This window comes from Pseudomonas sp. JDS08PS003 (assembly GCF_045013505.1).
GTDB classification, from domain to species: Bacteria; Pseudomonadota; Gammaproteobacteria; order Pseudomonadales; family Pseudomonadaceae; genus Aquipseudomonas; species Aquipseudomonas protegens_B.
This window is the reverse complement of the sequence record NZ_CP120724.1, coordinates 1,917,570-1,942,729: the sequence shown is the minus strand read 5'-3', so window position 1 is coordinate 1,942,729 and position 25,160 is coordinate 1,917,570. Positions and strand designations below refer to the sequence as shown.

The 25,160-nt window shown below is 62.2% G+C and carries 27 protein-coding genes; 15 read left to right on the top strand and 12 right to left on the bottom strand.

The window, feature by feature from the left end; all coding sequences use genetic code 11:
• Positions 1-92 precede the first annotated feature (92 nt).
• Positions 93-1,292: an MFS transporter gene (locus P7C00_RS08815; RefSeq protein WP_346632016.1), complete on the top strand. Its 1,200-nt coding sequence runs from the start codon at positions 93-95 to the stop codon at positions 1,290-1,292.
• Here P7C00_RS08815 and arfB read toward each other — a convergent pair.
• Both arfB and P7C00_RS08805 read right to left on the bottom strand, forming a co-directional pair.
• Positions 1,289-1,702 carry an alternative ribosome rescue aminoacyl-tRNA hydrolase ArfB gene (arfB, locus tag P7C00_RS08810; RefSeq protein WP_011059943.1) on the bottom strand — a complete coding sequence of 138 codons (414 nt, stop codon included), beginning with the start codon at positions 1,700-1,702 and terminating at the stop codon, positions 1,289-1,291. The two genes, P7C00_RS08815 and arfB, sit on opposite strands and share 4 nt — an antisense overlap.
• A 201-nt stretch (positions 1,703-1,903) precedes the next feature.
• Positions 1,904-3,325, bottom strand: a complete 1,422-nt coding sequence (locus P7C00_RS08805; protein ID WP_404938699.1) for an amino acid permease — start codon at positions 3,323-3,325, stop codon at positions 1,904-1,906.
• A 1,027-nt stretch (positions 3,326-4,352) separates the two neighbouring features.
• Between P7C00_RS08805 and P7C00_RS08800 the strand changes: the two genes are divergently transcribed.
• On the top strand, positions 4,353-4,490 hold the full coding sequence (locus P7C00_RS08800) for a hypothetical protein (RefSeq protein WP_178116200.1): 138 nt from the start codon (positions 4,353-4,355) through the stop codon (positions 4,488-4,490).
• Between the two features lie 63 nt (positions 4,491-4,553).
• A complete protein-coding gene (locus tag P7C00_RS08795; RefSeq protein ID WP_346632019.1) occupies positions 4,554-5,519 on the top strand; it encodes a leucyl aminopeptidase in 966 nt (321 codons plus the stop codon).
• Between the two features lie 172 nt (positions 5,520-5,691).
• Here P7C00_RS08795 and rluB read toward each other — a convergent pair whose 3' ends face one another.
• The 5 genes from rluB to P7C00_RS08770 all read right to left on the bottom strand — a co-directional run bounded on the left by rluB (position 5,692) and on the right by P7C00_RS08770 (position 10,494).
• Positions 5,692-6,882: a 23S rRNA pseudouridine(2605) synthase RluB gene (rluB, locus tag P7C00_RS08790; RefSeq protein ID WP_346632020.1), complete on the bottom strand. Its 1,191-nt coding sequence runs from the start codon at positions 6,880-6,882 to the stop codon at positions 5,692-5,694.
• Positions 6,883-7,148: 266 nt separating this feature from the next.
• Positions 7,149-8,159 carry an SMC-Scp complex subunit ScpB gene (scpB, locus tag P7C00_RS08785; RefSeq protein ID WP_404938697.1) on the bottom strand — a complete coding sequence of 337 codons (1,011 nt, stop codon included), beginning with the start codon at positions 8,157-8,159 and terminating at the stop codon, positions 7,149-7,151.
• A gap of 12 nt (positions 8,160-8,171) precedes the next feature.
• Positions 8,172-8,870 (bottom strand): ScpA family protein, encoded by a 699-nt coding sequence (locus tag P7C00_RS08780; RefSeq protein ID WP_185073381.1) that lies wholly within the window; start codon positions 8,868-8,870, stop codon positions 8,172-8,174.
• A gap of 120 nt (positions 8,871-8,990) precedes the next feature.
• Positions 8,991-9,620 (bottom strand): L-threonylcarbamoyladenylate synthase, encoded by a 630-nt coding sequence (locus P7C00_RS08775; protein WP_102864113.1) that lies wholly within the window; start codon positions 9,618-9,620, stop codon positions 8,991-8,993.
• A 13-nt stretch (positions 9,621-9,633) separates the two neighbouring features.
• Complete coding sequence (locus P7C00_RS08770) at positions 9,634-10,494, bottom strand: PHP domain-containing protein (protein WP_123723920.1); 861 nt, start codon at positions 10,492-10,494, stop codon at positions 9,634-9,636.
• An 87-nt stretch (positions 10,495-10,581) separates the two neighbouring features.
• Here P7C00_RS08770 and P7C00_RS08765 point away from each other — a divergent pair, with 87 nt between their 5' ends.
• From P7C00_RS08765 to P7C00_RS08740, 6 genes are all read left to right on the top strand, one after another.
• Complete coding sequence (locus P7C00_RS08765) at positions 10,582-11,178, top strand: septation protein A (protein ID WP_346632022.1); 597 nt, start codon at positions 10,582-10,584, stop codon at positions 11,176-11,178.
• A gap of 1 nt (position 11,179) precedes the next feature.
• A complete protein-coding gene (locus P7C00_RS08760; RefSeq protein ID WP_402894414.1) occupies positions 11,180-11,479 on the top strand; it encodes a YciI family protein in 300 nt (99 codons plus the stop codon).
• Positions 11,480-11,589: 110 nt separating this feature from the next.
• Positions 11,590-12,000 carry a translation initiation factor 2 gene (locus P7C00_RS08755; RefSeq protein WP_346632024.1) on the top strand — a complete coding sequence of 137 codons (411 nt, stop codon included), beginning with the start codon at positions 11,590-11,592 and terminating at the stop codon, positions 11,998-12,000.
• A 7-nt stretch (positions 12,001-12,007) separates the two neighbouring features.
• A complete protein-coding gene (locus P7C00_RS08750) occupies positions 12,008-12,685 on the top strand; it encodes a response regulator transcription factor (protein ID WP_346632025.1) in 678 nt (225 codons plus the stop codon).
• Positions 12,686-12,828: 143 nt separating this feature from the next.
• On the top strand, positions 12,829-13,266 hold the full coding sequence (locus P7C00_RS08745; protein WP_346632026.1) for an LTXXQ domain protein: 438 nt from the start codon (positions 12,829-12,831) through the stop codon (positions 13,264-13,266).
• Between the two features lie 67 nt (positions 13,267-13,333).
• The gene (locus P7C00_RS08740; RefSeq protein WP_404938695.1) at positions 13,334-14,674 is read left to right on the top strand and encodes an ATP-binding protein; all 1,341 of its coding nucleotides are present in this window, start codon (positions 13,334-13,336) and stop codon (positions 14,672-14,674) included.
• Between the two features lie 81 nt (positions 14,675-14,755).
• Here the strand turns inward: P7C00_RS08740 and P7C00_RS08735 are convergent, their stop codons facing one another.
• On the bottom strand, positions 14,756-15,322 hold the full coding sequence (locus P7C00_RS08735; RefSeq protein ID WP_346632028.1) for a nitroreductase family protein: 567 nt from the start codon (positions 15,320-15,322) through the stop codon (positions 14,756-14,758).
• A gap of 122 nt (positions 15,323-15,444) precedes the next feature.
• Here P7C00_RS08735 and P7C00_RS08730 point away from each other — a divergent pair, with 122 nt between their 5' ends.
• Positions 15,445-16,899 (top strand): TrkH family potassium uptake protein, encoded by a 1,455-nt coding sequence (locus tag P7C00_RS08730; protein ID WP_346632029.1) that lies wholly within the window; start codon positions 15,445-15,447, stop codon positions 16,897-16,899.
• On the opposite strand, the gene P7C00_RS08725 is transcribed toward P7C00_RS08730, so the two are convergent.
• Positions 16,856-17,917: an AraC family transcriptional regulator gene (locus P7C00_RS08725; protein ID WP_404938693.1), complete on the bottom strand. Its 1,062-nt coding sequence runs from the start codon at positions 17,915-17,917 to the stop codon at positions 16,856-16,858. The two genes, P7C00_RS08730 and P7C00_RS08725, sit on opposite strands and share 44 nt — an antisense overlap.
• Positions 17,918-18,076: 159 nt before the next feature.
• Between P7C00_RS08725 and P7C00_RS08720 the strand changes: the two genes are divergently transcribed.
• Positions 18,077-18,388 carry a DUF962 domain-containing protein gene (locus P7C00_RS08720; RefSeq protein WP_346632031.1) on the top strand — a complete coding sequence of 104 codons (312 nt, stop codon included), beginning with the start codon at positions 18,077-18,079 and terminating at the stop codon, positions 18,386-18,388.
• A 95-nt stretch (positions 18,389-18,483) separates the two neighbouring features.
• Complete coding sequence (locus tag P7C00_RS08715; protein WP_404938691.1) at positions 18,484-19,074, top strand: HD domain-containing protein; 591 nt, start codon at positions 18,484-18,486, stop codon at positions 19,072-19,074.
• 22 nt (positions 19,075-19,096) lie between these two features.
• On the opposite strand, the gene P7C00_RS08710 is transcribed toward P7C00_RS08715, so the two are convergent.
• The gene (locus P7C00_RS08710) at positions 19,097-19,918 is read right to left on the bottom strand and encodes a UDP-2,3-diacylglucosamine diphosphatase (RefSeq protein WP_346632033.1); all 822 of its coding nucleotides are present in this window, start codon (positions 19,916-19,918) and stop codon (positions 19,097-19,099) included.
• 132 nt (positions 19,919-20,050) lie between these two features.
• Between P7C00_RS08710 and P7C00_RS08705 the strand changes: the two genes are divergently transcribed.
• Both P7C00_RS08705 and P7C00_RS08700 read left to right on the top strand, forming a co-directional pair.
• Positions 20,051-20,860, top strand: coding sequence for an AraC family transcriptional regulator (locus P7C00_RS08705; protein ID WP_346632034.1), 810 nt, complete (start codon positions 20,051-20,053; stop codon positions 20,858-20,860).
• A 230-nt stretch (positions 20,861-21,090) separates the two neighbouring features.
• On the top strand, positions 21,091-21,984 hold the full coding sequence (locus P7C00_RS08700) for a DMT family transporter (RefSeq protein WP_346632035.1): 894 nt from the start codon (positions 21,091-21,093) through the stop codon (positions 21,982-21,984).
• Here the strand turns inward: P7C00_RS08700 and P7C00_RS08695 are convergent.
• Positions 21,978-22,265: a SelT/SelW/SelH family protein gene (locus P7C00_RS08695; RefSeq protein WP_346632036.1), complete on the bottom strand. Its 288-nt coding sequence runs from the start codon at positions 22,263-22,265 to the stop codon at positions 21,978-21,980. The genes P7C00_RS08700 and P7C00_RS08695 overlap by 7 nt on opposite strands.
• 72 nt (positions 22,266-22,337) lie before the next feature.
• Here P7C00_RS08695 and P7C00_RS08690 point away from each other — a divergent pair, with 72 nt between their 5' ends.
• A complete protein-coding gene (locus tag P7C00_RS08690) occupies positions 22,338-24,527 on the top strand; it encodes a patatin-like phospholipase family protein (protein ID WP_346632037.1) in 2,190 nt (729 codons plus the stop codon).
• A 97-nt stretch (positions 24,528-24,624) separates the two neighbouring features.
• Here P7C00_RS08690 and P7C00_RS08685 read toward each other — a convergent pair whose 3' ends face one another.
• The gene (locus P7C00_RS08685; protein WP_102864082.1) at positions 24,625-25,059 is read right to left on the bottom strand and encodes a MarR family transcriptional regulator; all 435 of its coding nucleotides are present in this window, start codon (positions 25,057-25,059) and stop codon (positions 24,625-24,627) included.
• Positions 25,060-25,160 lie beyond the last annotated feature (101 nt).

The following is a 25,160-nucleotide window of genomic DNA, read 5'->3' as shown; positions in this document are numbered from 1 at the left end:
TGAACAACGCGTCGATTTCTCCCCCTGCATTCCCGTCTACATCGGTATCATAAGCAGCCTATCTATTTAGCTGTCGCAGTGGACCCATGCCCATGCCAGATACCCAGCGCCCCTTGGCGGTCACGCTGCAAGTCGTCTCCATCGTCCTGTTCACCTTTATCGGCTACCTGAACATCGGCATTCCCCTGGCGGTACTGCCGGGCTACGTCCATAGCGACCTGGGATTCGGTGCGGTGATCGCCGGCCTGGTGATCAGCGTGCAATACCTGGCCACCCTCCTCAGCCGCCCCTACGCCGGGCGCATCATCGACAACCTGGGCAGCAAGCGTGCTGTCATGTACGGCCTGGCCGGCTGCGGCCTGAGCGGGGTGTTCATGCTGCTTTCCGCCTGGCTGCAGAGCCTGCCGACCCTGAGCCTGGTCAGCCTGCTGATCGGCCGCCTGGTACTGGGCAGCGCGGAAAGCCTGGTGGGATCGGGTTCAATTGGCTGGGGCATCGGCCGGGTCGGTGCACAGAACACCGCCAAGGTGATTTCCTGGAACGGCATCGCCAGTTATGGCGCCCTGGCCATCGGCGCGCCCCTGGGGGTATGGCTGGTCAATCGCCTGGGCCTGTGGAGCATGGGGGTAAGCATCATTCTGCTGGCGGTGCTCGGCCTGCTACTGGCCTGGCCAAAACTCGCCGCGCCGATAGTCGCCGGAGAGCGCCTGCCGTTCATCCATGTACTGGGCAAAGTCTTCCCCCATGGTTGCGGCCTGGCCCTGGGCTCCATCGGCTTTGGCACCATCGCCACCTTCATCACCCTGTACTACACGACCCAGCACTGGTCCAACGCGGTGCTGTGCCTGAGCCTGTTCGGTGCCAGTTTCATTGGCGCGCGCCTGCTGTTCGGCAACCTGATCAACCGCCTCGGCGGCTTTCGCGTGGCCATTGCCTGCCTGTCGGTGGAAACCCTCGGCCTGTTGTTGCTGTGGCTGGCCCCCGATGCCAGCTGGGCCCTGGCCGGCGCGGCCTTGAGTGGCTTTGGCTTCTCTCTGGTGTTCCCGGCACTGGGCGTGGAAGCGGTCAATCTGGTGCCAGCCTCCAGCCGCGGCGCGGCGGTGGGCGCCTACTCGCTGTTCATCGATCTGTCATTGGGCATCACCGGGCCGCTGGCCGGGGCGATTGCCGCCGGCTTCGGCTTTGCCTCGATCTTCCTGTTTGCCGCCATCGCCGCGTGTTGCGGCCTGCTGCTGAGCCTGTACCTGTATTACCAGGCGCCCAAGCTGCGCAAGGAACGTGAGAACCGCTAAAAGTCCACCTTGCCGCGGCCGGCCTTGATGCTGCCGCGCTTGGCCTTGGTCTCCAGCCGGCGCTTCTTCGAGCCCAGGGTCGGTTTGGTCGGACGACGTTTCTTTTCCACCTTGATGGCACTGAGAATCAGCTCGGTGAGACGCTCCAGGGCATCGGCGCGATTCTGCTCCTGGGTGCGGTACTGCTGGGCCTTGAGAATGATCACGCCGTCACTGGTGATGCGACTGTCGCGCAGCGCCAGCAGCCGCTCCTTGTAGAACGGCGGCAGGGACGAGGCCGGAATGTCGAAGCGCAAATGCACTGCGCTGGACACTTTATTGACGTTCTGCCCGCCGGCGCCCTGGGCGCGGATGGCGGTCAGCTCGATCTCGGCATCCGGCAGATGCACGTTGTTGGAAATCACCAGCATGGAACAGGAATCCGTCTTCAGGGCGCACAGGATACCCCCATTCTCCACGCTCTTGCGGGCCTCTTCGCTGGCAAGGCAGCGCCTGCAAGAGACAGCCCTCGCAGGAGCCGGCTTGCCGGCGAAGGCGATCTGCATGCCCAACAAAAATCACAGGCATGAAAAACCCGGCCGGAGCCGGGTTAGTCATTGCCGGGGCCGCGCTTACTTCAGCGAAGGGCTGGCCGCCTGCAGCGCATGCTGGGCACTGCGCTTGTTCTTGATCAGGTAGCAGACCCACATGAACACCACCCACACCGGGATCGCGTACACCGAGATCTGGATGCCCGGGATCATCAGCATGATGCCGAGGATGAACACCACGAACGCCAGGCAGACGTAGTTGCCGTAGGGGTACCACAAGGCCTTGAACAACGAGGTCTGGCCAGTGCGGTCCATGTGCTGGCGGAACTTGAAGTGCGAGTAGCTGATCATTGCCCAGTTGATCACCAGGGTCGCCACCACCAGGGACATCAACAACTCGAGAGCGTGCTGGGGAATCAGGTAGTTGAGCACCACGGCAACGAAGGTCACCACCGCCGAAGCGAGGATCGACATCACTGGCACGCCGCGCTTGTCGATCTTGGCCAGGACTTTCGGCGCATCGCCCTGCTCAGCCATGCCCAGCAGCATGCGGCTGTTGCAGTAGGTGCCGCTGTTGTACACCGACAGCGCCGCGGTCAGGACCACGAAATTGAGAATGTGCGCGGCGGTGTTGCTGCCCAGCATCGAGAACACCTGGACGAACGGGCTGCCGCTATAGGCGTCGCCGGAGGCATTCAGGGTCACCAGCAGGGTGTCCCACGGGGTCAGCGACAGCAGCACCACCAGGGCGCCGATGTAGAAAATCAGGATGCGGTAGATCACCTGATTGATCGCCTTGGGGATCACGGTTTTCGGCTTGTCGGCCTCGGCTGCAGTGAAGCCGAGCATTTCCAGGCCGCCGAAGGAGAACATGATGATCGCCATGGCCATCACCAGGCCGCTGACGCCGTTGGGAAAGAAGCCGCCATGGGACCAGAGGTTGCTCACCGATGCCTGCGGGCCGCCGTTACCGCTGACCAGCAGGTAGCTGCCCAGGGCAATCATGCCGACGATGGCCACCACCTTGATGATGGCGAACCAGAACTCGGCCTCGCCGAACACCTTGACGTTGGCCAGGTTGATGACGTTGATCATCACGAAGAACACCGCTGCCGAGGCCCAGGTCGGCACATCCGGCCACCAGTAGTGCACGTACTTGCCGACCGCGGTCAGCTCCGACATACCCACCAGGATGTAGAGAATCCAGCAGTTCCAGCCGGAAAGGAAACCGGCGAAGCCGCCCCAGTATTTATGGGCGAAGTGACTGAAGGAACCGGCCACCGGCTCTTCGACGATCATCTCGCCCAGCTGGCGCATGATCATGAAGGCGATGAAACCGCAGATGGCGTAACCGAGGATCATCGATGGACCGGCGGATTTGAGCACCCCGGCCGACCCCAGGAACAAACCGGTACCGATCGCGCCGCCCAGGGCAATCAGTTGAATATGGCGATTTTTCAGGCCGCGTTTCAGCTCGCCCGAATGCGAGTTTTGTCCACTCATGAAAAGGTTCTCACGCAAGGTTTGATGATGTTTGCAAGACGTTGCCGCCCGGTGAAGGCTTAAGCGGCGCGGAGCAAACCCCAGCGCAGGCACCCGAAGTTCAGCGTTTTTCTAACGGTCATGCGTCACCTGTTTGTTTTTATCTGTGACGAAATCGAACCCACCACGCTCGTGACGCGGCGGAGTGAACAAGGTGGATAACCTTGAGTTTATTGGCCCGGCAGCAGTGTCTTCAGCGCCCTGGGAGCAGGCTGAAACACGCGGCGCAGACGCAAAGTGCGCGGGTACGCAGTTGGGTCACAGTTAAAACGCCGCGCATTGTACACCCCTGACCCCCTGCCGCCAGACACCGCTGTATCAGCGTGCCGGTAACCGGGATCCTGCGGGGCCTGCTCGATGCTCGGCATCGGCGGCGGAAATTTGGACGGACCGAGTGGGGTCGTCGATGAAGGTGCGATGACCATCGCCCTTCGAAGGGTGTCGGTGAAAGTCGGTTACGGCGTTCATTGCGCCTCCTTCTTGTTATGCACCTGTACGCAGGCAGGTGTGCATCTCACCTGCCTTGGCGCCCCGGAACAAGCGGGCCAGAGCCTCCACGGCCAGATTGCCCGGCGCCCGGCGGCAGCTTTTCCTTACAGCATCCGGACCTTGGCCGATTCAGGGCAAAACACGGAAGATTTCGTAATATTTTCTTTACATCGCGTAACGTAAATTTGCCAAACCAGATCGACCAGCGCAGCGACTGCAAATTGACGCGCACACCCTCCGGCACCGGAAAAAGCCTTAGCTTTTTGTTTTCAGGCAATAAAATTTCGCCCTAAAAATAGAAAATAAAGTTCAGTAGAAAATAATCTAATTATTTTTTTGCACTTCAAAATGCCCTGAACTAGGTTTCCAGCCACTTGCCGGATGCCTCGTCCGACAAGTACGAGGAGTGGATGAACAGCCCTCGCAACCATCCCGTTCGCCGCTGTTGATCCGCTCCGCCAATGGACTGCTATGCCCTATGTCATCTAGGAGAGTCACCATGCAAACACTGGAACAAGACCTGGAAACCGAACTGCAACTGGACGATTGGTTCGAAGCGGCAACCCATGATGCGGCAGTGGAAATGATGCAGGCCGATGCGGTGGTGCCGTTCGGCACGGCGATGTGGCCGATGTAAGGCGCCCGGACCGGAGCAGGCCTCGGGCCTGCCCCGGTCACCTTTGTCCTCCAGGGAGGTTTTATGGACCAGACCCGCGCCATCCGCCATTTCCTGTACTACCTCGAACGCCATCCGGCCCTGAGCGGCGCACAGGCCTGGAAAGTGGTGATCGGCCATACCGCCGAATACCAGGCCATGGCCAACGCCATCATCGAACAGTCGCGCCAGGCCACGCCCCTGGCTGTCAGCGCTCTGCGCCTGGACCTGGAGCCGGCCGAACGCCTCGCCCAGGCGATCATCGACTGTGACCTGTACATCTTCTTCTACGACTCCTCGACCCTGCCCCAGCCACGCCCCGATGGCCCGGAATTCCTCCGCCCCCTACATGGCCTGATGGCCGAACACTGGAAGAAGTCCCTGCTGTTCAAGGATTACGGCGACTATTTCTACGACACCTTCAGCGTCGAACCACAACGCATCGCCGACCTCAATGCCACCTTGATCCGACGCCTGTCCCACGCCAGCACCCTGAGCTTCAGCGACCCCCAGGGCTCTTATTTCGAGGCCCCCCTGGACAGCGTGAAGAAGTGGACCGACATCAACGGCGTAGGCAATTACGACCTGGCGCCGGGTGAGATCGCCACCCACAGCGACGCGATCAATGGTCATGTGAAATTCCTCGGCACCTTCCTCAGCACCATCCCCTTTGCGCGCAAATACGGGGTGCTGCAGATTCCGCTGGAGCTGTGGATCGAGAACTCCAGCATCCGCCAGGTCGCCACCCAGGTGCCCGGGCTGGCCAATGACTTCAACAAGTACCTGGACGCCAACCCGTCGAACCGACGTATCGAGGAGCTGGGGATCGGCACCAACGAAGGGATCAAGTCCTTGTACGGACGCAACTCCGGCTTTGAAGAGCGTCATTGCGGCCTGCATCTGGGGCTGGGAGGCGGAGCCAAGGGCAGCCACCACCTGGACCTGATCTTCAGCGCCGGCGTGCTGACGGTAGACCACAAACCGGTGTTTGACGGCCAGTTCGCCTTTTAACTTCACCTTGTGTAGGAGCTGGCTTGTGTAGGAGCTGGCTTGCCAGCGAAAGCGATCATGAGCCTTGAGCAAGGCTCGAGAGCCTATTCGCCGACAAGCCGGCTCCTACGAAGCACCGGGCAAAAAAAAACGCCAACCCGGAGGTTGGCGTTTTTTGTCGGCGGGCCGAGGCTTATTCCGGCTTGCGACGACCGAAGCCAGGACGCTGGCCGCTACCGGCCGGGGCGCCACGGCGCTTGCCGGACGGTGCGTCCTTGTCCAGCACCAGGCTTGGACGCTTGGACTTCGGTGCAGGCTTGGCCGGACGCTTAGTGTCCGCCGGACGCTCGGCTACCGGAGTACCACGACCGCTTGCCGGACGCGGTGCGCGTGGTCCGCGCTCGCCATCCTGACGGGCTGCCGGCTTGCGCCCTGGACGCTCGCCTTCGATCTGCGGCTCGCGGGACGCACGCGGGTTGGCCGGTGCACCATTGGCCGGGCGCAGGGTGCGTACACGCTCGCTCTTGCCCACCGGACGCGAGGATTTGCGCTGCATGCGCTCCAGCTTGTCCTTGGACTTGGCATTGAGCTGTGGCAGCGCCACCGGCGTCAGGCCGACTTCGGCGCTGAGCACGTCGACTTCGTACTGGCTCATTTCGCGCCAGCGCCCCATGGGCAGGTCGGAATTGAGGAACACCGGACCGAAACGCACGCGCTTCAGACGGCTGACCACCAGGCCCTGGGACTCCCACAGACGACGCACTTCACGGTTGCGACCTTCCATCACCACGCAGTGGTACCAGTGGTTGAAACCTTCGCCACCGGGAGCCTGCTTGATGTCAGTGAACTTGGCCGGGCCGTCTTCGAGCATGACGCCTGCCTTGAGGCGTTCGATCATCTCGTCGTCAACTTCACCACGGACCCGTACCGCGTACTCACGGTCCATCTCGTAGGACGGGTGCATCAGGCGGTTGGCCAGTTCACCGTCGGTGGTGAACATCAGCAAGCCGGTGGTGTTGATGTCCAGCCGGCCGATGTTGATCCAGCGGCCCTCTTTCGGACGCGGCAGCTTGTCGAACACGGTGGGGCGACCTTCCGGGTCGTCACGGGTGCAGATCTCGCCGTCGGGCTTGTTGTACATGATCACGCGGCGCACCGATTCGGCGGCCTCTTCGCGCTTGATCACCTTGCCATCGATGGAAATGGCGTCATGCAGGTCGACACGCAGGCCGAGGGTGGCCTCTTTGCCGTTGACCTTGATCCGGCCCTGGCTGATCCAGGACTCGACGTCGCGGCGCGAGCCGACGCCGATGCGGGCGAGGACTTTCTGCAGCTTCTCGCCGGCTGGACGGATTTCCTGGTCGTTCTGATCGGTATCGCTCATCTGGGCACCTCCCGGTGTGTCGCTTCAGGCTTGAGCGGCCTGAAGACGTGAAAACAGGTTCTCTGGCGAAGGGATCGCCAAAGGGTCGCGAATCATACGCTCATGGCGGCGGTTGCGCATCACAGACTAGTTGATAAGTCGCCGCCCTGGCTTTTTTCCGCCCACCGGTGCCCGCCACCTGCAGGAGCCGGCTTGCCGGCGAAAAGGCCCACAAGCCTTGCACAAAACCGGCTGACGCCTTCGCTGGCAAGCCAGCGCCTACACGGTCAGTCGTCCAGCAGGCGGCGTTCGTTTTCGATGGCTTCAGCCAGGGCCAGGGCTTCGGCCTCTTCTTCGCTCAGCTCAGGCTCAGGCTCAGGCTCCGAAGGCTCCAGGGCTGCAACGGCAGCCAGCAACTTGGCCCGAGCCTCGGCAACACCCAGCACATCGTCCTCGGCTTCAAACTGCGGCTCCTCTTCGGGCTCGACCGCAAACTCATCGGAGTCGTCACCAGGGATGCCAGGCTCGGCTTGCACTTCTGGGTGATCGAACACCGGCTCAGAGTTCCCAGGCTCAACCGCGCCATCACGATGCAAGTCGTCGAAGTCGGTCTTGATCCCCTCCTCCATAGAGTCCAGCTCCAGCAGCAGGGTATGGAAGCTGGTCTCTTCCTTGGGCTCTTCCGGCTCGGCGCTGGCATCGGCCAGTTGCTGCAGGTGCTCGGGCACCGGCACATCGTCGAACTCCAGCACCGGCTCGGCCTCGATCTCCCGCAGTTCGGCCAGGGGCGGCAGGTCATCGAGGTTCTTCAGGTTGAAATGGTCGAGAAAAGCCTTGGTGGTGGCGAACATCGCCGGTTTGCCCGGCACATCGCGGTAACCCACCACCCGAATCCACTCGCGTTCGAGCAGGGTCTTGACGATGTGGCTATTGACCGCCACGCCGCGCACATCCTCGATCTCGCCCCGGGTGATGGGCTGGCGGTAGGCAATCAGAGCCATGGTTTCCAGCATGGCCCGGGAATAACGCTGAGGCCGCTCTTCCCACAGGCGGCCAACCCAGGGGACGAACTTTTCACGGATCTGCAGGCGATAGCCGGAAGCCACTTCCTTGAGCTCGAAAGCCCGTCCTTCGCAGGATTTGCCCAGCAGGGTCAGGGCCTTCTTGAAGACGGCCGGGTCCGGCCGCTCGGCTTCTTCAAAGAGCTCGAACAGGCGCTCCAGGGACTGGGGTTTTCCCGAGGCCAACAGAAAGGCTTCGAGCAGGGGCGCCAGCTCGCGGGGTTCATTCAGGTTCATGATTTAAGCTCGTTATTCGGCTCGCGCCCGTACGTGGATGGCCGCAAAGGGCTCATTCTGCACCAGCTCGACCAGGGATTCCTTGACCAGTTCGAGGATCGCCATAAAGGTCACCACCACTCCCAGGCGCCCCTCTTCTGCCGTAAACAACTCGACAAAGGGCACGAAACCGCCGCCCTTGAGGCGCTCCAGCACATCACTCATGCGCTCGCGGGTGGACAAGGCCTCGCGGCTGACCTGATGGCTTTCGAACATGTCGCCACGGCGCAGCACCTCGGCCATGGACATCAGCAACTCTTCCAGGGCCACATCCGGCAGCAATTTGCGCGCCCGGGCCTGCGGGGCGTCGAGCTTGGGCACCACGACGTCGCGACCGACCCGGCTCAGGCCGTCGATGCCTTCGGCGGCGGCCTTGAAACGCTCGTACTCCTGCAGGCGGCGAATCAGCTCGGCCCGGGGATCGTCCTCTTCTTCTTCGATCTCGGCGGAGCGCGGCAGGAGCATCCGTGACTTGATCTCGGCCAGCATCGCCGCCATCACCAGGTACTCGGCGGCCAGTTCCAGACGCACCGACTGCATCAGTTCCACATAGCCCATGTACTGGCGGGTGATTTCCGCCACCGGGATGTCGAGGATGTTGATGTTCTGTTTGCGGATCAGGTACAGCAGCAGGTCCAGCGGGCCTTCAAAGGCTTCGAGGAAGACCTCCAGGGCATCCGGGGGAATGTACAGGTCCAGGGGCATTTCCATGACCGCCTGGCCGTAGACCATGGCGAATGGCAGTTCCTGTTGGGCGCCGGCCTGCTCGTCGACGGTTTCCAATACGGACATCTAGGCCTCGGCCATGAACGGCGCAGGGTCGCCGCAACCGACGCGAATCACTTCCGGTTCGCCATCGGCGAGGCTGATCACCGTGGAGGACTCGGTACTGCCGAAGCCGCCGTCGATGATCAGGTCCACCTGATGCTCCAGCAACTGGCGCATTTCATAAGGGTCGCTCAGTGCCTCGGTATCGCCGGGCATGATCAGGCTGACACTCATCAGCGGCTCACCCAGTTCGGCCAGCAGCGCCAGGGCAATGGGATTGCTCGGCACCCGCAGGCCGATGGTACGGCGCTTGGGGTGCAGCAGCAGGCGCGGGACTTCCCGGGTGGCGTTGAGAATGAAGGTGTAAGGCCCCGGCACATGGGCCTTGAGCAGGCGGAAAGTGCCGGTGTCGATCTTGGCGAACAGCCCCAACTGCGACAGGTCGCTGCAGATCAGGGCGAAGTTGTGCTTGTCGTCCAGTTGACGCAAGCGCCGCACTCGTTCGATCGCGCCCTTGTCGCCCATCTGGCAGGCAACGGCGTATGACGAATCCGTGGGATAAATCACCACGCCACCGCCGCGAATGATCTCGACAGCCTGTTTGATCAGGCGTGGCTGTGGGTTTTCCGGGTGGATCTGGAAAAATTGACTCACTGTCTCTACCTGTTCAGGCGGCAATAATTGGCTCATGTTTGAACCGACACCAAAGTGGCGGCAGGTCCTCCGGAACCGGACGATACTCGCCGATCTCGGACCAGCCTCCTGGGCCATGAAAGTCACTGCCGGCGCTGACCAGCAGTCCGAATTCACGAGCAAGGATAGCCAAACTGCCCACTTGCTCTGCAGGTTGGTGGCCATTGACCACCTCGATTGCATGGCCACCGGCTTGAATATAGTCGGCAATCAAGCGGCGACGCTTGCTGCGGGTGAAATCGTAATGCCAGGGATGCGCCAGGCTGACCCAGGCCCCCGCCTCGCGAAGGGTGCCGACGGTGTCTTCCAGAGTCGGCCAGTGCTGCTTGACGTCCCCCAGTTTTCCCGCCCCCAGCCATTTGCGAAAGGCTTCGGCACGATCCTTCACAAAACCGGCACGTACCAGATAGTCGGCAAAGTGCGGCCGCGCCGGGGCATTGCCACTGTCCCCCAACTCCTGCTGGATTGCCCTGGCGCCTTCCAGCGCCCCGGGCATGCCCTTGAGGGCCAGCTTGCGGCTGATCTCCTCGGAGCGCAGCCAGCGCCCCTCGTGCAGTTTGTCGATGGCCGCCACCAGGGCCGGAGCCTGGGTATCGAATCCATAACCCAGCACATGAATGGTGGCGCCGCCCCAGGTGCAAGACAGCTCGACGCCATTGACCAGTTGCATGCCCAATTGCTGTGCAGCCTGGCGAGCCTCCGCTAGGCCTTCGAGGGTGTCGTGGTCGGTCAAGGACAGGATTCGCACGCCTCTCTCGTACGCACGCGCAACCAGAACCGCGGGCGCCAGGGCACCATCGGAGGCCGTGCTATGGCAGTGCAAATCAACATTCACAGGACGATAAAACCTCAAGTCAGCTGGCGCTTTCGCTACCAAGGATGTTTGTTATTATGCCGCCACATCCTGCTTCTGGCTGCCACTGTGAAACAATTCATCGACTTCATCCCGCTGTTCCTGTTTTTCATCGTCTACAAAATCGATCCCCGGGTCGTCGACCTTGCCGGTCACGAAGTCACCGTGGGCGGTATTTACAGCGCCACCGCGGTGTTGATCATCAGTTCCCTGGTGGTCTACGGCGCGCTGTTCATTTCCCAACGCAAACTGGAAAAAAGCCAATGGCTGACCCTGATCGCCTGCCTGGTTTTCGGCAGCCTGACCCTGGCCTTCCATAGCGAAACCTTCCTTAAATGGAAGGCGCCGGTGGTCAACTGGCTGTTCGCCCTGGCCTTTATCGGCAGCCACTTCATCGGTGATCGCCTGCTGATCAAGCGCATCATGGGTCACGCCCTGACCCTGCCGGACCCAGTGTGGACCCGCCTGAACATCGCCTGGATCGCCTTCTTCCTGTTCTGCGGCGCCGCCAACCTGTTCGTCGCCTTCACCTTCCAGAGCATCTGGGTCGACTTCAAGGTCTTCGGCAGCCTGGGCATGACTGTATTGTTCCTGGTGGGCCAGGGTGTCTACCTGTCGCGCCACCTGCATGACGCCGATCCCACCACCCCGAAAACCGAGGACTGACATGCTTTACGCAATCATTGCCACAGACGTCGCCAACTCCCTGGAAAAGCGCCTGGCCAACCGGCCGGCGCACCTGGAACGGCTGCAAGTGCTCAAGGACCAAGGGCGTGTGGTGCTGGCCGGCCCGCACCCGGCGATCGACAGCAATGACCCTGGCGCCGCCGGCTTCACCGGCAGCCTGATCGTCGCCGAGTTCGACTCCCTGAGTGCCGCCCAAGCCTGGGCCGACGCCGACCCCTTTGTGACCGCCGGCGTCTATGCCCATGTGCAGGTCAAGCCGTTCAGGCAATCGATGCCGTAAATCCTCCCTGACGCGATGAACCTTCACGGCTCATCGCGTTCTCAATCGCTCATTATTCTCGTTTGACGGCCGACAACCTGCCCAACACTCGATTGGAATCAGGAGTTTCGATGCGCCAAGGTCCGCTGTGCCTGCTGTTGGTCATGTTGTCGATCGGGGCTCCGGCCCTTGCCGAGGAAGCCCAGGAATCCGGTCATTCGACGCCGCTGTCCCTGAGCGCCGGCAGTCAGATCACCGAGTTGCAGCAACGCTTGAAAGAAAGCGAACGCCTGCGTGAAGAGCTGAGCAAACAACTGCAGAGTGCCGATGCCGAACGGGAAAGCCCGCAGCTGACCCGCTTGCGCCAGGAGAACCAGCGCCTCAAGCTGCAACTCAAGGAGGCCCAGGCCAACCCGGTGCCGCGCCTGCTGACCGACCAGCAGCAATGGTTTGTCACCGGCGGCGGCGTGGCCCTCATCGCCCTGCTCTGCGGTATCTTTGCCAGTGGCGGACATCGCAAGCGTCGACAATGGCTAAATTGAGTGATTCATGAGCGACCTGTTACTGATTGATGACGACCAGGAGCTGTGCGAGCTCCTGAGCAGCTGGCTCGGCCAGGAAGGTTTTCAAGTACGGGCCTGCCACGATGGCCTGAGCGCACGCCGGGCCTTGTCGGAAACCGCACCGGCTGCGGTGGTCCTGGACGTGATGCTGCCCGACGGCAGTGGCCTGGAGCTGCTCAAGCAACTGCGCAACGACCACCCCGACCTGCCGGTACTGATGCTGTCGGCCCGTGGCGAGCCCCTGGACCGTATCCTCGGCCTGGAGCTGGGCGCCGACGACTACCTGGCCAAGCCTTGCGACCCTCGCGAACTCACCGCCCGCTTGCGCGCCGTGCTGCGCCGCAGCCACCCGGTGGCAGCGTCCAGCCAGCTGGAGCTGGGAGACCTGTGCTTCAGTCCGATTCGCGGCGTGGTCAACATCGACGATCAGGACATCACCCTGACCGTATCCGAAAGCCGCCTGCTGGAAGCCCTGCTCAAGCAGCCGGGCGAGCCCCTGGACAAACAGGAACTGGCGCAGATCGCCCTGGGTCGCAAACTGACCCTGTACGACCGCAGCCTGGACATGCACGTCAGCAACCTGCGCAAGAAGATCGGCCCCCACTCCGACGGCCGCCCGCGGATCGTCGCCCTGCGCAGCCGCGGCTATTACTACAGCCTGTGATTGCAACGTGCCCTGACGCATTTGTCAGGGCACGGAAATACCTTCTTTACCCAAGCTTTACCCTCCGCTGACTGCCGCTGACCTTGATCTGGGTAACCTGAACTCATCCGGAACTTACCGGGAATGAGACAAGGAGACACACCATGCGCAAGACCCTGATCGCCCTGATGTTTGCCGCCGCCCTGCCAACCGTGGCCATGGCCATGCCTGAAGGCAACGGCCCGATGGGCCCGATGGACGGCCCTCGGCACAGCGAACACATGCGCGGCAAAGGCCCCTTCAGCCAAATGGATCTGAGCCGTGAACAACGCCAGCAGATCGGCAAGCTGATGGGCGAGCAAATGCACGACCGCAAGGCAGTGGTGGAAAAGTATCTGGAGAAACTCTCGCCGGCCGACCAGAAAGCCATGAAGGATGAACTGGACGCCAAACACCAGAAGACCCAGGCCGATATCCGCGCCTTGCTCAAACCCGAGCAGCAGAAGGAATTCGACGCCATTATCAAGAAACAAGAGGAACGTCGCGCCGAATGGGCTCAGTTCAAGGCCTGGAAAGCGCAACAACCGCAAAAAGCGCAATAATGCGTTAGAGTTCACCCTATAGCCCAGTGGCCTCCCCCCACTGGGCTTTCGCGTTCGAGGAGTTCTTGTGCGTTCATTGTTCTGGCGCATCCTGGCCAGTTTCTGGCTGGCCATCACCCTGGTTGCAGGACTGTCGATCCTGCTTGGGCACATGCTCAACCAGGACGCCTGGATTCTCAGTCGCCACCCAGGCCTCAACAGCCTCGCCGAGGAGTGGACGCAAACCTACGAGACCCAGGGCGAAGATGCTGCCCAGGACATCCTCCAGCAGCGCAAGCGCCAATACCATATTGACGTCCAGGTACTCAACGAGAGTGGCGACCCGGTGGTCCGCGGGACCTTCCCGCGCCGCGCCGCCGCCTTCGAAGCCCGGCAGAACAACGATGACCGCCACCTGCCCTGGCGCCGCCTGACAGCGGAATACACCAGCCCGAAAACCAGCGACACCTACCTGTTCATCTACCGCATCCCCCATCCGGAACTGGACGCCTGGCATCGCGACAGCCTGACCTGGCCCCTCAGCGCCTTGGCCATTGCCTTGGTGGTACTGACCCTGTTCAGTCTGCTGGTGACCCTGTCCATCACCCGCCCCTTGAGTCGCCTGCGCGGCGCGGTACACGACCTGGGCCAGGCCACTTATCAGCAGAACAGCCTGGCGCGTCTGGCCAATCGCCGTGACGAATTTGGCGTGCTGGCCCGAGACTTCAACCGCATGGGTTCACGCCTGCAGAGCCTGATCGGCAGCCAGCGGCAACTGCTCAGGGATGTCTCCCACGAACTGCGCTCGCCCCTGGCGCGCCTGCGTATCGCCCTGGCATTGGCGGAGCGCGCCGCCCCGCAAGAGCGGGAGAGACTCTGGCCGCGGTTGACCCGGGAATGCGATCGCCTGGAGGCACTGATCAGCGAGATCCTGGTGCTGGCCCGGGTCGATGCGGACAACGCCAGCGCCGAAGAAGTCGACCTCAACGCCTTGCTGCTGGCCCTGCAAAAAGACGCGCAACTGGCCTGCCCCGAGCAGCAGGTGCAGATCGATGCCCAACCGCAACTGAGCCTGCGGGGCTGGCCGACCATGCTCGAACGGGCGATGGATAACCTGCTGCGCAACGCCCAGCGCTTCAATCCTGCCGGGCAACCGATCGAAGTCACGGCCCTGCGCCATGGCGAAAAGCTCCAGATCAGCGTGCGCGACCATGGCCCCGGCGTGGAAGCCGAACACCTGCGACAACTGGGAGAGCCGTTCTTCCGCGCACCAGGACAGAGCGCTCCGGGCCATGGCCTGGGGCTGGCCATCGCCCGCCGCGCAGCGGAACGCCACGGCGGCAGCCTGCTACTGGACAACCATCCTCAGGGCGGATTCATCGCCACGCTGGAGCTGCCCCAGGTCCCGGGGGCCGTGGTGCAGGCTTGAATGCAACGCGGGCAAGCCGCTGCTGCGAGGTTCGACAGCAGCGGGCTTGCCCGCGAGGGACTTAGCGTTCGAAGGGGAAAATCAGGCCCTGGCCGTCCAGGCACTGACGAACTCGGCGATGTCGACTTTCGGTGCGACCCGCGGTTCGTTCAGCGGCGTGCCCAGGTAAAGGAAGGCGATGATCTCTTCGCCGTCCGCCAGGCCCAGCCCCTTGGCCACGTGGGGCGAATAGGACAACTCGCCAGTGCGCCATACCGCGCCGATACCCTGGGCATAGGCCGCCAGCAGAATACCGTGGGCAGCACAACCCGCCGCCAGCAGTTGCTCGCTCTTGGGCACCTTGAAGTGCTCCTGCAAGCAAGCGACCACCACAACCACCAGTGGCGCACGCAGAGGCATGGCGCGAGCCTTGTCCAAGGCTGCCTGGGTCACGTCGCCGCCTTGCAGTTGCACCGCCTCCACCAGCAACTCGCCCAACTGATCACGGGCTTGCCCCTCGACAGTGAGAAAGCGCCAAGGGCGCAGTTGCCCGTGATCCGGCGCCCGCAAGGCGGCAGCGAACAGTGCTTCGCGTTGCTGCGCAGTGGGGGCTGGCTCCACCAGGCGCGGCACGGAAACACGGTTGAGCAAAGCGTCGAGAGCCTCCATCGGCCACCTCCTGAAAAAAATGTCCGGCTATTCTAGCGGTATCTGCCAGCCGGGTGCCGGTTTACATGCCCTGCACCCTAGGTAGAATGGGCGCCCTTCTCATACCAGCCCGAGCGGAACACATGGCGTTGCCGACCTTAAGGATCATTGGTTTCATCATCGGCATCTTCCTCATCACCCTGGCCATCGCCATGGTGGTGCCGATGGCGACACTGGTGATCTTCGAACGCACCGGCGACCTGCCGTCTTTCCTCTGGGCCAGCATGATCACCTTCATCGCCGGCCTGGCCCTGGTGATTCCCGGCCGTCCCGAACATATTCACCTGCGCCCGCGGGACATGTACCTGCTGACGGTCTCCAGCTGGGTGGTGGTGTGTATCTTTGCCGCCCTGCCGTTCCTGCTGACCCAGCACATCAGCTACACCGACTCTTTCTTCGAAAGCATGTCAGGCATCACCGCCACCGGAGCCACCGTGCTCAGCGGCCTGGACAGCATGTCCCCGGGCATCCTGATCTGGCGTTCGATGCTGCACTGGCTGGGGGGCATCGGCTTTATCGGCATGGCGGTGGCGATCCTGCCGTTGCTGCGCATCGGTGGCATGCGCCTGTTTCAGACCGAGTCTTCGGACCGCTCGGAAAAGGTCATGCCGCGCTCGCACATGGTGGCGCGCCTGATTGTCGCCAGCTACGTCGGCATCACCATCTGCGGCAGCCTGGCCTTCTGGTGGGCCGGGATGAGCATCTTCGACGCCATCAACCACGCCATGTCGGCGATCTCCACCGGTGGTTTCTCCACCTCCGACGAGTCCCTGGCTCACTGGAAACAACCGGCGGTGCACTGGGTGGCGGTGGTGGTGATGATCCTCGGCAGCCTGCCCTTCGCCCTCTATGTGGCGACCCTGCGGGGCAACCGTCGGGCGCTGATCAAGGATCAGCAGGTCCAGGGATTGCTGGGCATGCTGCTGGTGACCTGGCTGGTGCTCGGCACCTGGTACTGGTGGACCACCGACCTGCACTGGCTGGATGCCCTGCGCCACGTCGCGCTGAACGTGACCTCGGTGGTCACCACCACCGGATTCGCCCTGGGTGACTACAGCCTGTGGGGCAACTTCTCGCTGATGCTGTTCTTCTACCTGGGGTTCGTAGGCGGCTGTTCGGGATCGACTGCCGGCGGGATCAAGATTTTCCGCTTCCAGGTCGCCTATATCCTGCTCAAGGCCAACCTCAATCAGTTGATCCATCCCCGGGCGGTGATCAAGCAGAAGTACAACGGCCATCGCCTGGACGAGGAAATCGTCCGTTCGATCCTGACCTTCTCGTTCTTCTTCGCCATCACCATCTGCATGATCGCCCTCGCCCTGTCGCTGCTGGGCCTGGACTGGATGACCGCCCTGACCGGCGCTGCCAGCACCGTATCCGGGGTGGGTCCGGGCCTGGGAGAAACCATTGGCCCGGCGGGCAACTTCTCCACCCTGCCCGACGCCGCCAAGTGGATCCTGTCCCTGGGCATGCTCCTGGGCCGGCTGGAAATCATCACGGTGTTCGTGCTGTGCATTCCGGCGTTCTGGCGTCATTGATGGAACCCGGCAACGCCAGCAACCGCGCCCGGTACTCACCGGGCGTGACATCGAACCAGCGGCGGAACGCACGGAAAAAATTGCTCGGATCGGCAAACCCCAGCAGGTAGGCAATCTCCAGCAAGGTCATGCGTGGCTGCGCCAGGTACTGCTCGGCCAGCTCGCGGCGGGTGTCATCGAGCAGGGTCTGGAAGCTGGTGCCCTCCTCCTGCAAGCGGCGTTGCAATGTACGCTGGGACAGGTGCAGGGTCTGCGCCACCATCTCGCGCTTGGGCTCGCCCTGCGGCAGCAGACGGCACAGCACTTGCCGTGCCTTGTGGGTCACCCGGCTCTCGGAGAAACGCGCCAGGTATTCGCCGGCAAAGCGATCGTGCAACAAAGCCATGGCCTCGTTGGCAGTAGGCAGGGGCGCTTCCATGTCGGCTCGCTCGAAAATCAGCGCATCAAAGGGCGCAGCGAACACCAGCGGCGCATGGAACATGTCTTTGTATGGCTGCACATCCTGCGGTTGCGGCCCTTGCAACAGCACTTTGCGCGGCTGTAGGGCGCGCCCCGTCAACCAGCCACACAAGGCCAGGGCGCAGGCCAGCGAGGCCTCGGAGCTTTGCCGGGTGGGGGGCAGATGATCGCCATGCACCGTCAGGATCAGCGCATAACCCTCAGGTAAAAGACGGAAACTCAGGTCAGCACTTTCGGCAATGATCCGTTGATAACGCACCAGGCGCTGAAAACCCTCGGCCAGGGTGCGACTCGACATCAGTGCATAACCGGCCACATGGAAGGACGCCGGGCGAACCACCTTGCCCATGTTCAGGCCAATCGCCGGGTTGCCGGACAACTCGACAGCCCGCTGCCAGAGCCGCGTCATCGAATCCTGGGTGAAACGCGCGTCGGGGTCGTCGAGGGCGCCATAGTCGAGCCCCAACTGCTTGAACAAAGCGCGGCAATCCAGGCCGTCCATCTCCAGGGCCTTGACTATTCCCAAGGCCCAGCTTGCAGAAGTCGTTCGTTCGCTCATGAGGATTTCTTACATGATGAGCCGCATGCTACGGCCAATTTTCCAAGGATACTAAAGTGGCGCCTATTGTCACTGGCCAGCGCCGCCAAGGACTCTAGACTCAAATAAGCTCCCCGCAGAACATCCGCTCACAGAACAACAAGCACAGAGATCGCGGCCATGGAAAACATCCGACAGTTCAATAGCTTCGCCGAGTTCTACCCCTATTACCTGAGTGAACACAGCGACAGCACCTGCCGTCGCCTGCACTTCATCGGCACCAGTCTGGTGATCTTTCTCCTGGCCTTGGCCATCGGCAAAGGCGCCTGGCTGCTACTGCTGGCCTTGCCGGTTGCCGGTTATGGCTTTGCCTGGGTCGGGCATTTCTTCTTCGAGAAAAATCGTCCGGCCACCTTCCAGCATCCGCTGTACAGCCTGCTGGGGGACTTCGTCATGTACCGCGACATGATTCTCGGCAAGGTCCCCTTCTAGGCCCGGCCGGACAACAAGCCGTCCCGCACAGCCACTGCGGTGACGGGACGCAGGCATACACTCCAGTCCAGCCCATAACAACAAGAGTCCGGCCGATGAATGCTCACGCGCGCTTCACCCACATGCAGGACGGCACCCAGGAAGACTGGGCGATCATCGCTGCGGATTTCACTGCCTACGCCAAACAACTGCCAGCGCGGATCATCACTCACCTGCAATTGCTGGAGGGCGACTTCGGCGGTTTTCCGGTGGACCGCCTGACCCATTCGCTGCAGACCGCCAGCCGTGCCTGGCATGACGGACGCGATGAGGAGTACGTGATCTGTGCCCTGCTCCATGACATCGGCGACACCCTGGGTTCCTACAACCACCCGGATATCGCCGCGGCCATACTCAAGCCCTTTGTCAGCCCGGAAAACCTGTGGATGGTGGAGAAGCATGGAATCTTCCAGGGTTACTACTTCTTTCATCACCTGGGCATGGACCGCCATCTGCGGGACCAATTCCGCGAACATCCGCTGTACCAGCGCACCGCCGAATTCTGCGCCAAGTACGATGCGGCAGCCTTTGATCCCGACTATGAAAGCCTGCCCCTGAGCTTCTTCGAACCTATGTTGCAACGGCTGTTCGCCCAGCCCCGAACGTCGCTGTACAAGGCCGCGATGGAGCAGTCCAGCCCCACCTGAAGCCTTATCGACAAGCTATCGCTCAGGCCGGCTCCGCCAACTTCATGCGCTCAGCCTTAAGCTGGGCTTCCCGGGCCTGGGCCTCGGCCAGGCGATAGAGCTCGATACTGCCGTCCCAGTGCTCGATCAAAGCCGTGCAGGACTCCACCCAGTCACCGCAGTTGAGGTAATCCACCTCCCCCACCTTGCGGATTTCGGCATGGTGAATGTGGCCACAAACCACCCCGTGCAACTCGCGCTTGACGCACTCGTGGGCAATGGCCTCCTCGAAGTCGCTGATAAAGCTCACCGCAGTCTTGACCTTGTGCTTGAGGTAGGCCGACAGCGACCAGTAACCGTAGCCATAGCGCGCTCGCCAATGATTGAGCCAACGATTGAGGGTCAGGGTGAACTCGTAGGCCGAGTCGCCAAGAAAGGCCAGCCAGCGGTGATATCGCGTGATGACGTCGAACTGGTCACCGTGGATCACCAGCAGATGGCGGCCGTCAGCGGTGACGTGCACGGCTTCGTCCACCAGTTGGATATTGCCCAAAATCAGCTTGGAGTAACGACGCAGGAATTCATCGTGATTGCCGGTGACGTAGATCACCTCGGTGCCGCGCTTGCTCATGGTCAGCAAGCGGCGGATCACATTGGTATGGGCCTGGGGCCAGTACATGCCGCCCCGCAGCTTCCAACCATCGATGATGTCGCCAACCAGGTAGATACGGTCGGCCTGATACCCCTTGAGAAACTGCGCCAGGTGTTCCGCCTGGCAATCCCGGGTGCCCAGATGCACATCGGAAATCCATAAGGTCCGTACCCGTTGCTTGCGGCTGGGCTTGGCGAGTTCGACATGGGTCATGGACGCTCTCCGGGATTTTTTGCGAGCTTGCGCCCCAGCGATTAATAGCCCATGACAAAAATGCGGCAGTGCGATGACAGCGCGAACTCTCCGACCGCCGGTGTAGACTGCGGGTCTGCCAAGGAGACCGTGATGGGATCTATCCTCACCCTGCGCCACTACAGCCACGACCTGATCGCCCACAGCCACGAGCATGCACAACTGGTGTTCGGCCTTTGCGGCCAGCTCGATTTCGAAGTCGAGGGCCAGGGCAGCCAGGTCCAGCAACAGAGCTTCGTGGTGGTACCGGCCGGTGCCCGGCATGTCTGCGGCAGCCCCAGCGGAAGCCATTGCCTGGTGTTGGACATACCCGGTGAACACTGGGTGCAACAATCTTTGGGCGAACATGCCGAGGCCAGCCGGCGTTTGCTCGATGCCCCCCGACATCGGGTCCTGGGGCCAAGCCAGAGCCGCCTGGTCAACTGGCTGGCGGACAGCCCGGTGGACGACCCCTTGATTGCCCAGCAAGGCGCAGTCCTGCTGCTGGCCAGCCTCAACCATAGCGCCGACAGCCAGCCTGGCGAGCGCCGCCTGCCCTATGCCGCCCTGAATGCCCACATCGATCGTCACGCCGCCCACCCCTTGCAGGTGGCCGACCTGGCCCGTATCGCCGGGCTGTCCGCTGCCCGTCTGCATGCACGGTTCATCGCCGAGTGCGGGGCCAGCCCCATGGAGTATGTGCGGCGCCGGCGCCTGCACATGGCCCTGGAACTGTTGCGCGGATCAGCCTTGCCCATGGGCGAAATAGCCAGTCGCGTGGGTTACAGCTCCCAGAGTGCCTTTGCCGCGGCGATACTGCGCCAGTACGGCCACTCGCCGCGCCAACTGCGTCAAGGGGCAGACGCTAATCCCTCGACAAAAAACGCCAGGATCGCGACAGACCAACAGGTCGTCCGCCCGTAGACTGAGCCCGTTGCCGCCTAAGGCTCTGTACGAAAAGTTTTGAGACGAAGCTCAGGCAAGGCGAAAACGGTCGAGGAACGGTCGGGGTCGCGTTCGACTTTACGGGTTGTAAATGAGCATTCCGATCGGACTCGCGCACGAGACCGTTTTCAACGCAGCATCACCGAGTATCAAGGCTTTTCGTACAAAGCCTAAGGCCATTACTGCCCGTCTTGTGGCTAAGGATAGAGATGACTCCGCGTACCGCCCTTGGCGCCCTGCATATCGGCGCCCTGATGTTCGGCCTCACCGGCGTGTTCGGTAAGCTGGCCGCCGCTTCGCCTGCCGTTATCGTGTTCGGTCGCGCCGCCTTTGCCGTACTCGCCCTGGGCGTCTTCGCCCGTCTGGCCAGCAACACCCCCTGGCAGAAACTCGTCGCTACCGATTGGCGGCGCCTGCTGCTCAGCGGCCTGCTGCTGGCCGGCCACTGGGTGAGCTTCTTCGTCGCGGTAAAAGTTGCCGGGGTGGCCATTGCCACCCTGGGCTTCGCCAGCTTCCCGGCCTTCACGGTGATTCTCGAGGGCCTGATCTTCCGCGAGAGAATCCGCTTCAACGAGATTCTGCTGGTGATCCTGGTGAGCATCGGCCTGGTGCTGGTGACCCCGGACTTCGATCTGGCCAGCCAGGCCACCACCGGCTTGCTCTGGGCCGTGGGGTCGGGCCTGCTGTTCGCCCTGCTGTCACTGAACAACCGCGCCAGCTCCGGACGTATTCCAGCGGTGCAGGCAGCCCTCTGCCAGAACGTGGTGGTAGCCCTGTGCCTGTTACCGGTGGCGGCACCGGAGCTTGGCCAGGTCCGGGCCATGGACTGGCTGTGGATCAGTCTGCTGGGGATCTTCTGCACCGGTCTGGCCCACAGCCTGTTTGTCGCCAGCCTGGCAGTGATCAAGGCACGCACCGCGGCGGTGGTCTTCGCTCTGGAGCCTGTCTATGGGATTACCGTGGCCTGGCTGCTGTTCGGCGAGAATCCGACGCTGCGCATGCTGATGGGCGGGGCCTTGATCATTGTGGCGATCGTGGTGTCGAGCCGACTGTCCGCCGGCTCAGGCAACAAGACCGCGCAGGCGCCGGCCGGCTCTCACTGACGACGATCGTTGTGCCCCAGGTCGCGCTCCGGATCGATCTGATCGCGGACCCGTTGCTTCAGTACCTTGGCCTCGGGAAAACCGCCATCGGCCTTGCGCTCCCAGATCTGCACGCCATCACAGGTGATGCGGAACGTGCCACCGGTAGCAGGCTCCAGGGACACTTTGCCCAGGTCATCGCTGAACGTGCTCAACAACTCCTGGGCCAGCCAGGCAGCTCGCAACAGCCACTGGCATTGGGTGCAATAGGTGATGATCACTTCGGGTTTACGTTCAGTCATGGTACGGCCGACTCCTGAGTTCAAGGGCGTCGCTATAATAGCCGGCTTTATCGCCCGTCCCCGAGAACCACGATGCGCCGCCTGCTGTCCTGCCTGTTCCTCTGCCTGCTGCCCCTGCTTGCTCAATCCAGTGAAGCGCCGCGACCGAAAATCGGTCTGGTGTTGTCGGGAGGCGCCGCCCGCGGCCTGGCGCATGTCGGCGTACTCAAGGCCCTGGAGGAGCAAGGCATCCGCATTGACGCCATTGCCGGTACCAGCATGGGCGCAGTGATCGGCGGACTCTATGCCTCGGGCTACAAGATCGACGAGCTGGAAAAACTGGCCCTGAACATCGACTGGAGGCAGGCGCTGTCCGACGCCCCGCCCCGGGAAGACGTGCCCTTCCGGCGCAAGCAGGACGATCGGGATTTCCTGGTCAAACAGAAACTCAGCTTCCGTGACGACGGCAGCCTGGGCCTGCCCTTGGGGGTGATCCAGGGCCAGAACCTGGCGTTGCTCCTGGAAAGCAAGCTGGCGCACGCCAGCGATACCCGGGATTTCGACAAGCTGCCGATCCCCTTCCGGGCCGTGGCCACGGACATCGCCAGTGGCGAGAAAGTGGTGTTCCGCAAGGGCCATCTGCCCCAGGTGATCCGCGCCAGTATGTCGATCCCGGCGGTCTTCGCGCCGGTGGAACTCGATGGCCGGCTGCTGGTGGACGGCGGCATGACCGACAACATTCCTCTGGATGTGGCCCGGGACATGGGGGTCGACATCGCCATCGTGGTGGACATCGGCACGCCGCTGCGCTCACGCAAGCAACTCAACACCGTGGTGGATGTGCTCAACCAGTCCATCACCCTGATGACCCGGCGCAACTCCGAGGTGCAACTGGCGGCGCTGCACAAGGACGACGTACTGATCCAGCCAGCGCTGTCGAGCTTCGGCGTCACCGACTTCGGCCGTGCCCAGGAGGTGATCGACGCCGGTTATCGCGCCACCCGCATCCTCGATGCCCGCCTGGCACGCCTGCGCCCGGCCCATCCGCTGGATGCAGAGCTGACCGCCGCGCGCCAGCCCAGCCAGCGCACGCCGATCATCAGCGCGATCAAGGTGGAGAACGACTCCAAGGTCAGCGATGACGTGATCCGCTACTACATCCGCCAGCACATCGGTGAACCGCTGGACCTGGGCCGCCTGGAAACCGACATGGGCACCCTGTACGGCCTGGACTTCTTCGAACAGGTGCAATACCGCGTGGTGCACAAAGGCCAGGACAACACCCTGGTGATCAGCGCTCGGGGCAAGCGCAGCGGCACTGACTACTTGCGCCTTGGCCTGAACCTCTCCGATGACATGCGCGGCGACAGCGCCTTCAACATCGGCGCCAGCTATCGCATGAACGGTATCAACAGCCTCGGCGCGGAATGGCTGACCCGGGTGCAGATCGGCGACCAGCAGGAAATCTACAGCGAGTTCTATCAACCCTTGGATGCCGGTTCACGCTACTTCATTGCGCCGTTTATCGCGGCCGAAGCGCAGAATGTCGAGGCGGTGCTGGATAACGACCCGATCGCCGAATACCGCCTGGAACGCTACGGCCTGGGCCTCAATCTGGGGCGGCAGATCGGCAACAGCGGCGAAGTACGTTTCGGTGTAGGAGAGGCCTGGGGCAAGGCCGATGTACGGATCGGCGACCACAACCTGCCCAGCGAGAACTTCAATGAGGGTTACTACCAGTTGCAGTACTCCTTCGACTCCCTGGACAACGTCTACTTCCCCCACTCCGGTGAAGACATCGGCCTGACCCTGCGCCAGTTCGAACCGAGCCTGGGTTCGGACAATCGCTACCGACAGTGGGAGTTCAAGCTCGACAAGGCCTTGAGCAGCGGCCCCAATACCTTCGTCCTGGGGGGGCGCTATGGCCGGACCCTGGACAACGCCGATGTCGTGACCTCCAGTTTCCTCCTGGGGGGTGCACGGCAGTTGTCCGGTTTCCGTCAGGACGCCTTGTCCGGGCAGAACATCACCCTGGCCCGCGCCGTGTACTTTCGCCGACTCACACCGCGCTCCTACCTGCCACTGGATTTCCCGCTTTACCTGGGCGGCTCACTGGAGCGCGGCCGGGTGTGGAACAACGACAACGCCTTCGACAGCGGTTATATCAATGCCGCGAGCATCTTCCTGGGCTTCGACACGCCGCTGGGGCCATTGAACTTCAGCTACGGCTTCAACGACGACAACCAGAAGGCCTTGTCGCTGAACCTTGGCCAGACCTTCTGACAGGCGCAAAAATGCCGCACCGGACGGCGCAATCAGCAGAATTCAGGGGGGCGCGAAGACAGAACGAACCGGGGTCAGGCAACCCCGGCTGAAGGCATCAGGACTTTTCCAGATTAGCCAGGATGCGCCCATGAACGCGCATGCAGACCCGTAGGTCTTCATCGTCGACGCCAATGAACAACTCATGACGCAAGGCAGTGGCGATGGTCTCGATCTGCTCGATCAAGGGCCGCGCGGAAGGACAGAGGACGATCTTCTTCGCCCGGCGATCTTCCACCACCGATTGGCGCTGAACCAGGCCCTGGGTTTCCAGACTATCCAGCAGCCGAGCCAGGGTTGGCCCTTCTACGCCAACGCTTTGCGCCAGCTCCCGCTGGGTTGGCGCGTCTTCGAAACGGGCCAGGTGCAGCAGCACCAGCCAACGGGCCTGGGACAGGCCAAGCCCGGCCAGGCGGCGGTCCAGTTCGGCACGCCAGCCGCGAGACATATGCGCCAGCTGCATACCAAAACGGTGTTCATCGGTTAACGGCATAAAACACTCATGATCAGACTGAAAATGAAGAAAAACTAATTATTAGTCAGCTAAGCATGACCCTTGCCCGGAGGCAAGGCCTGTAAGGGACTGAATCGTTA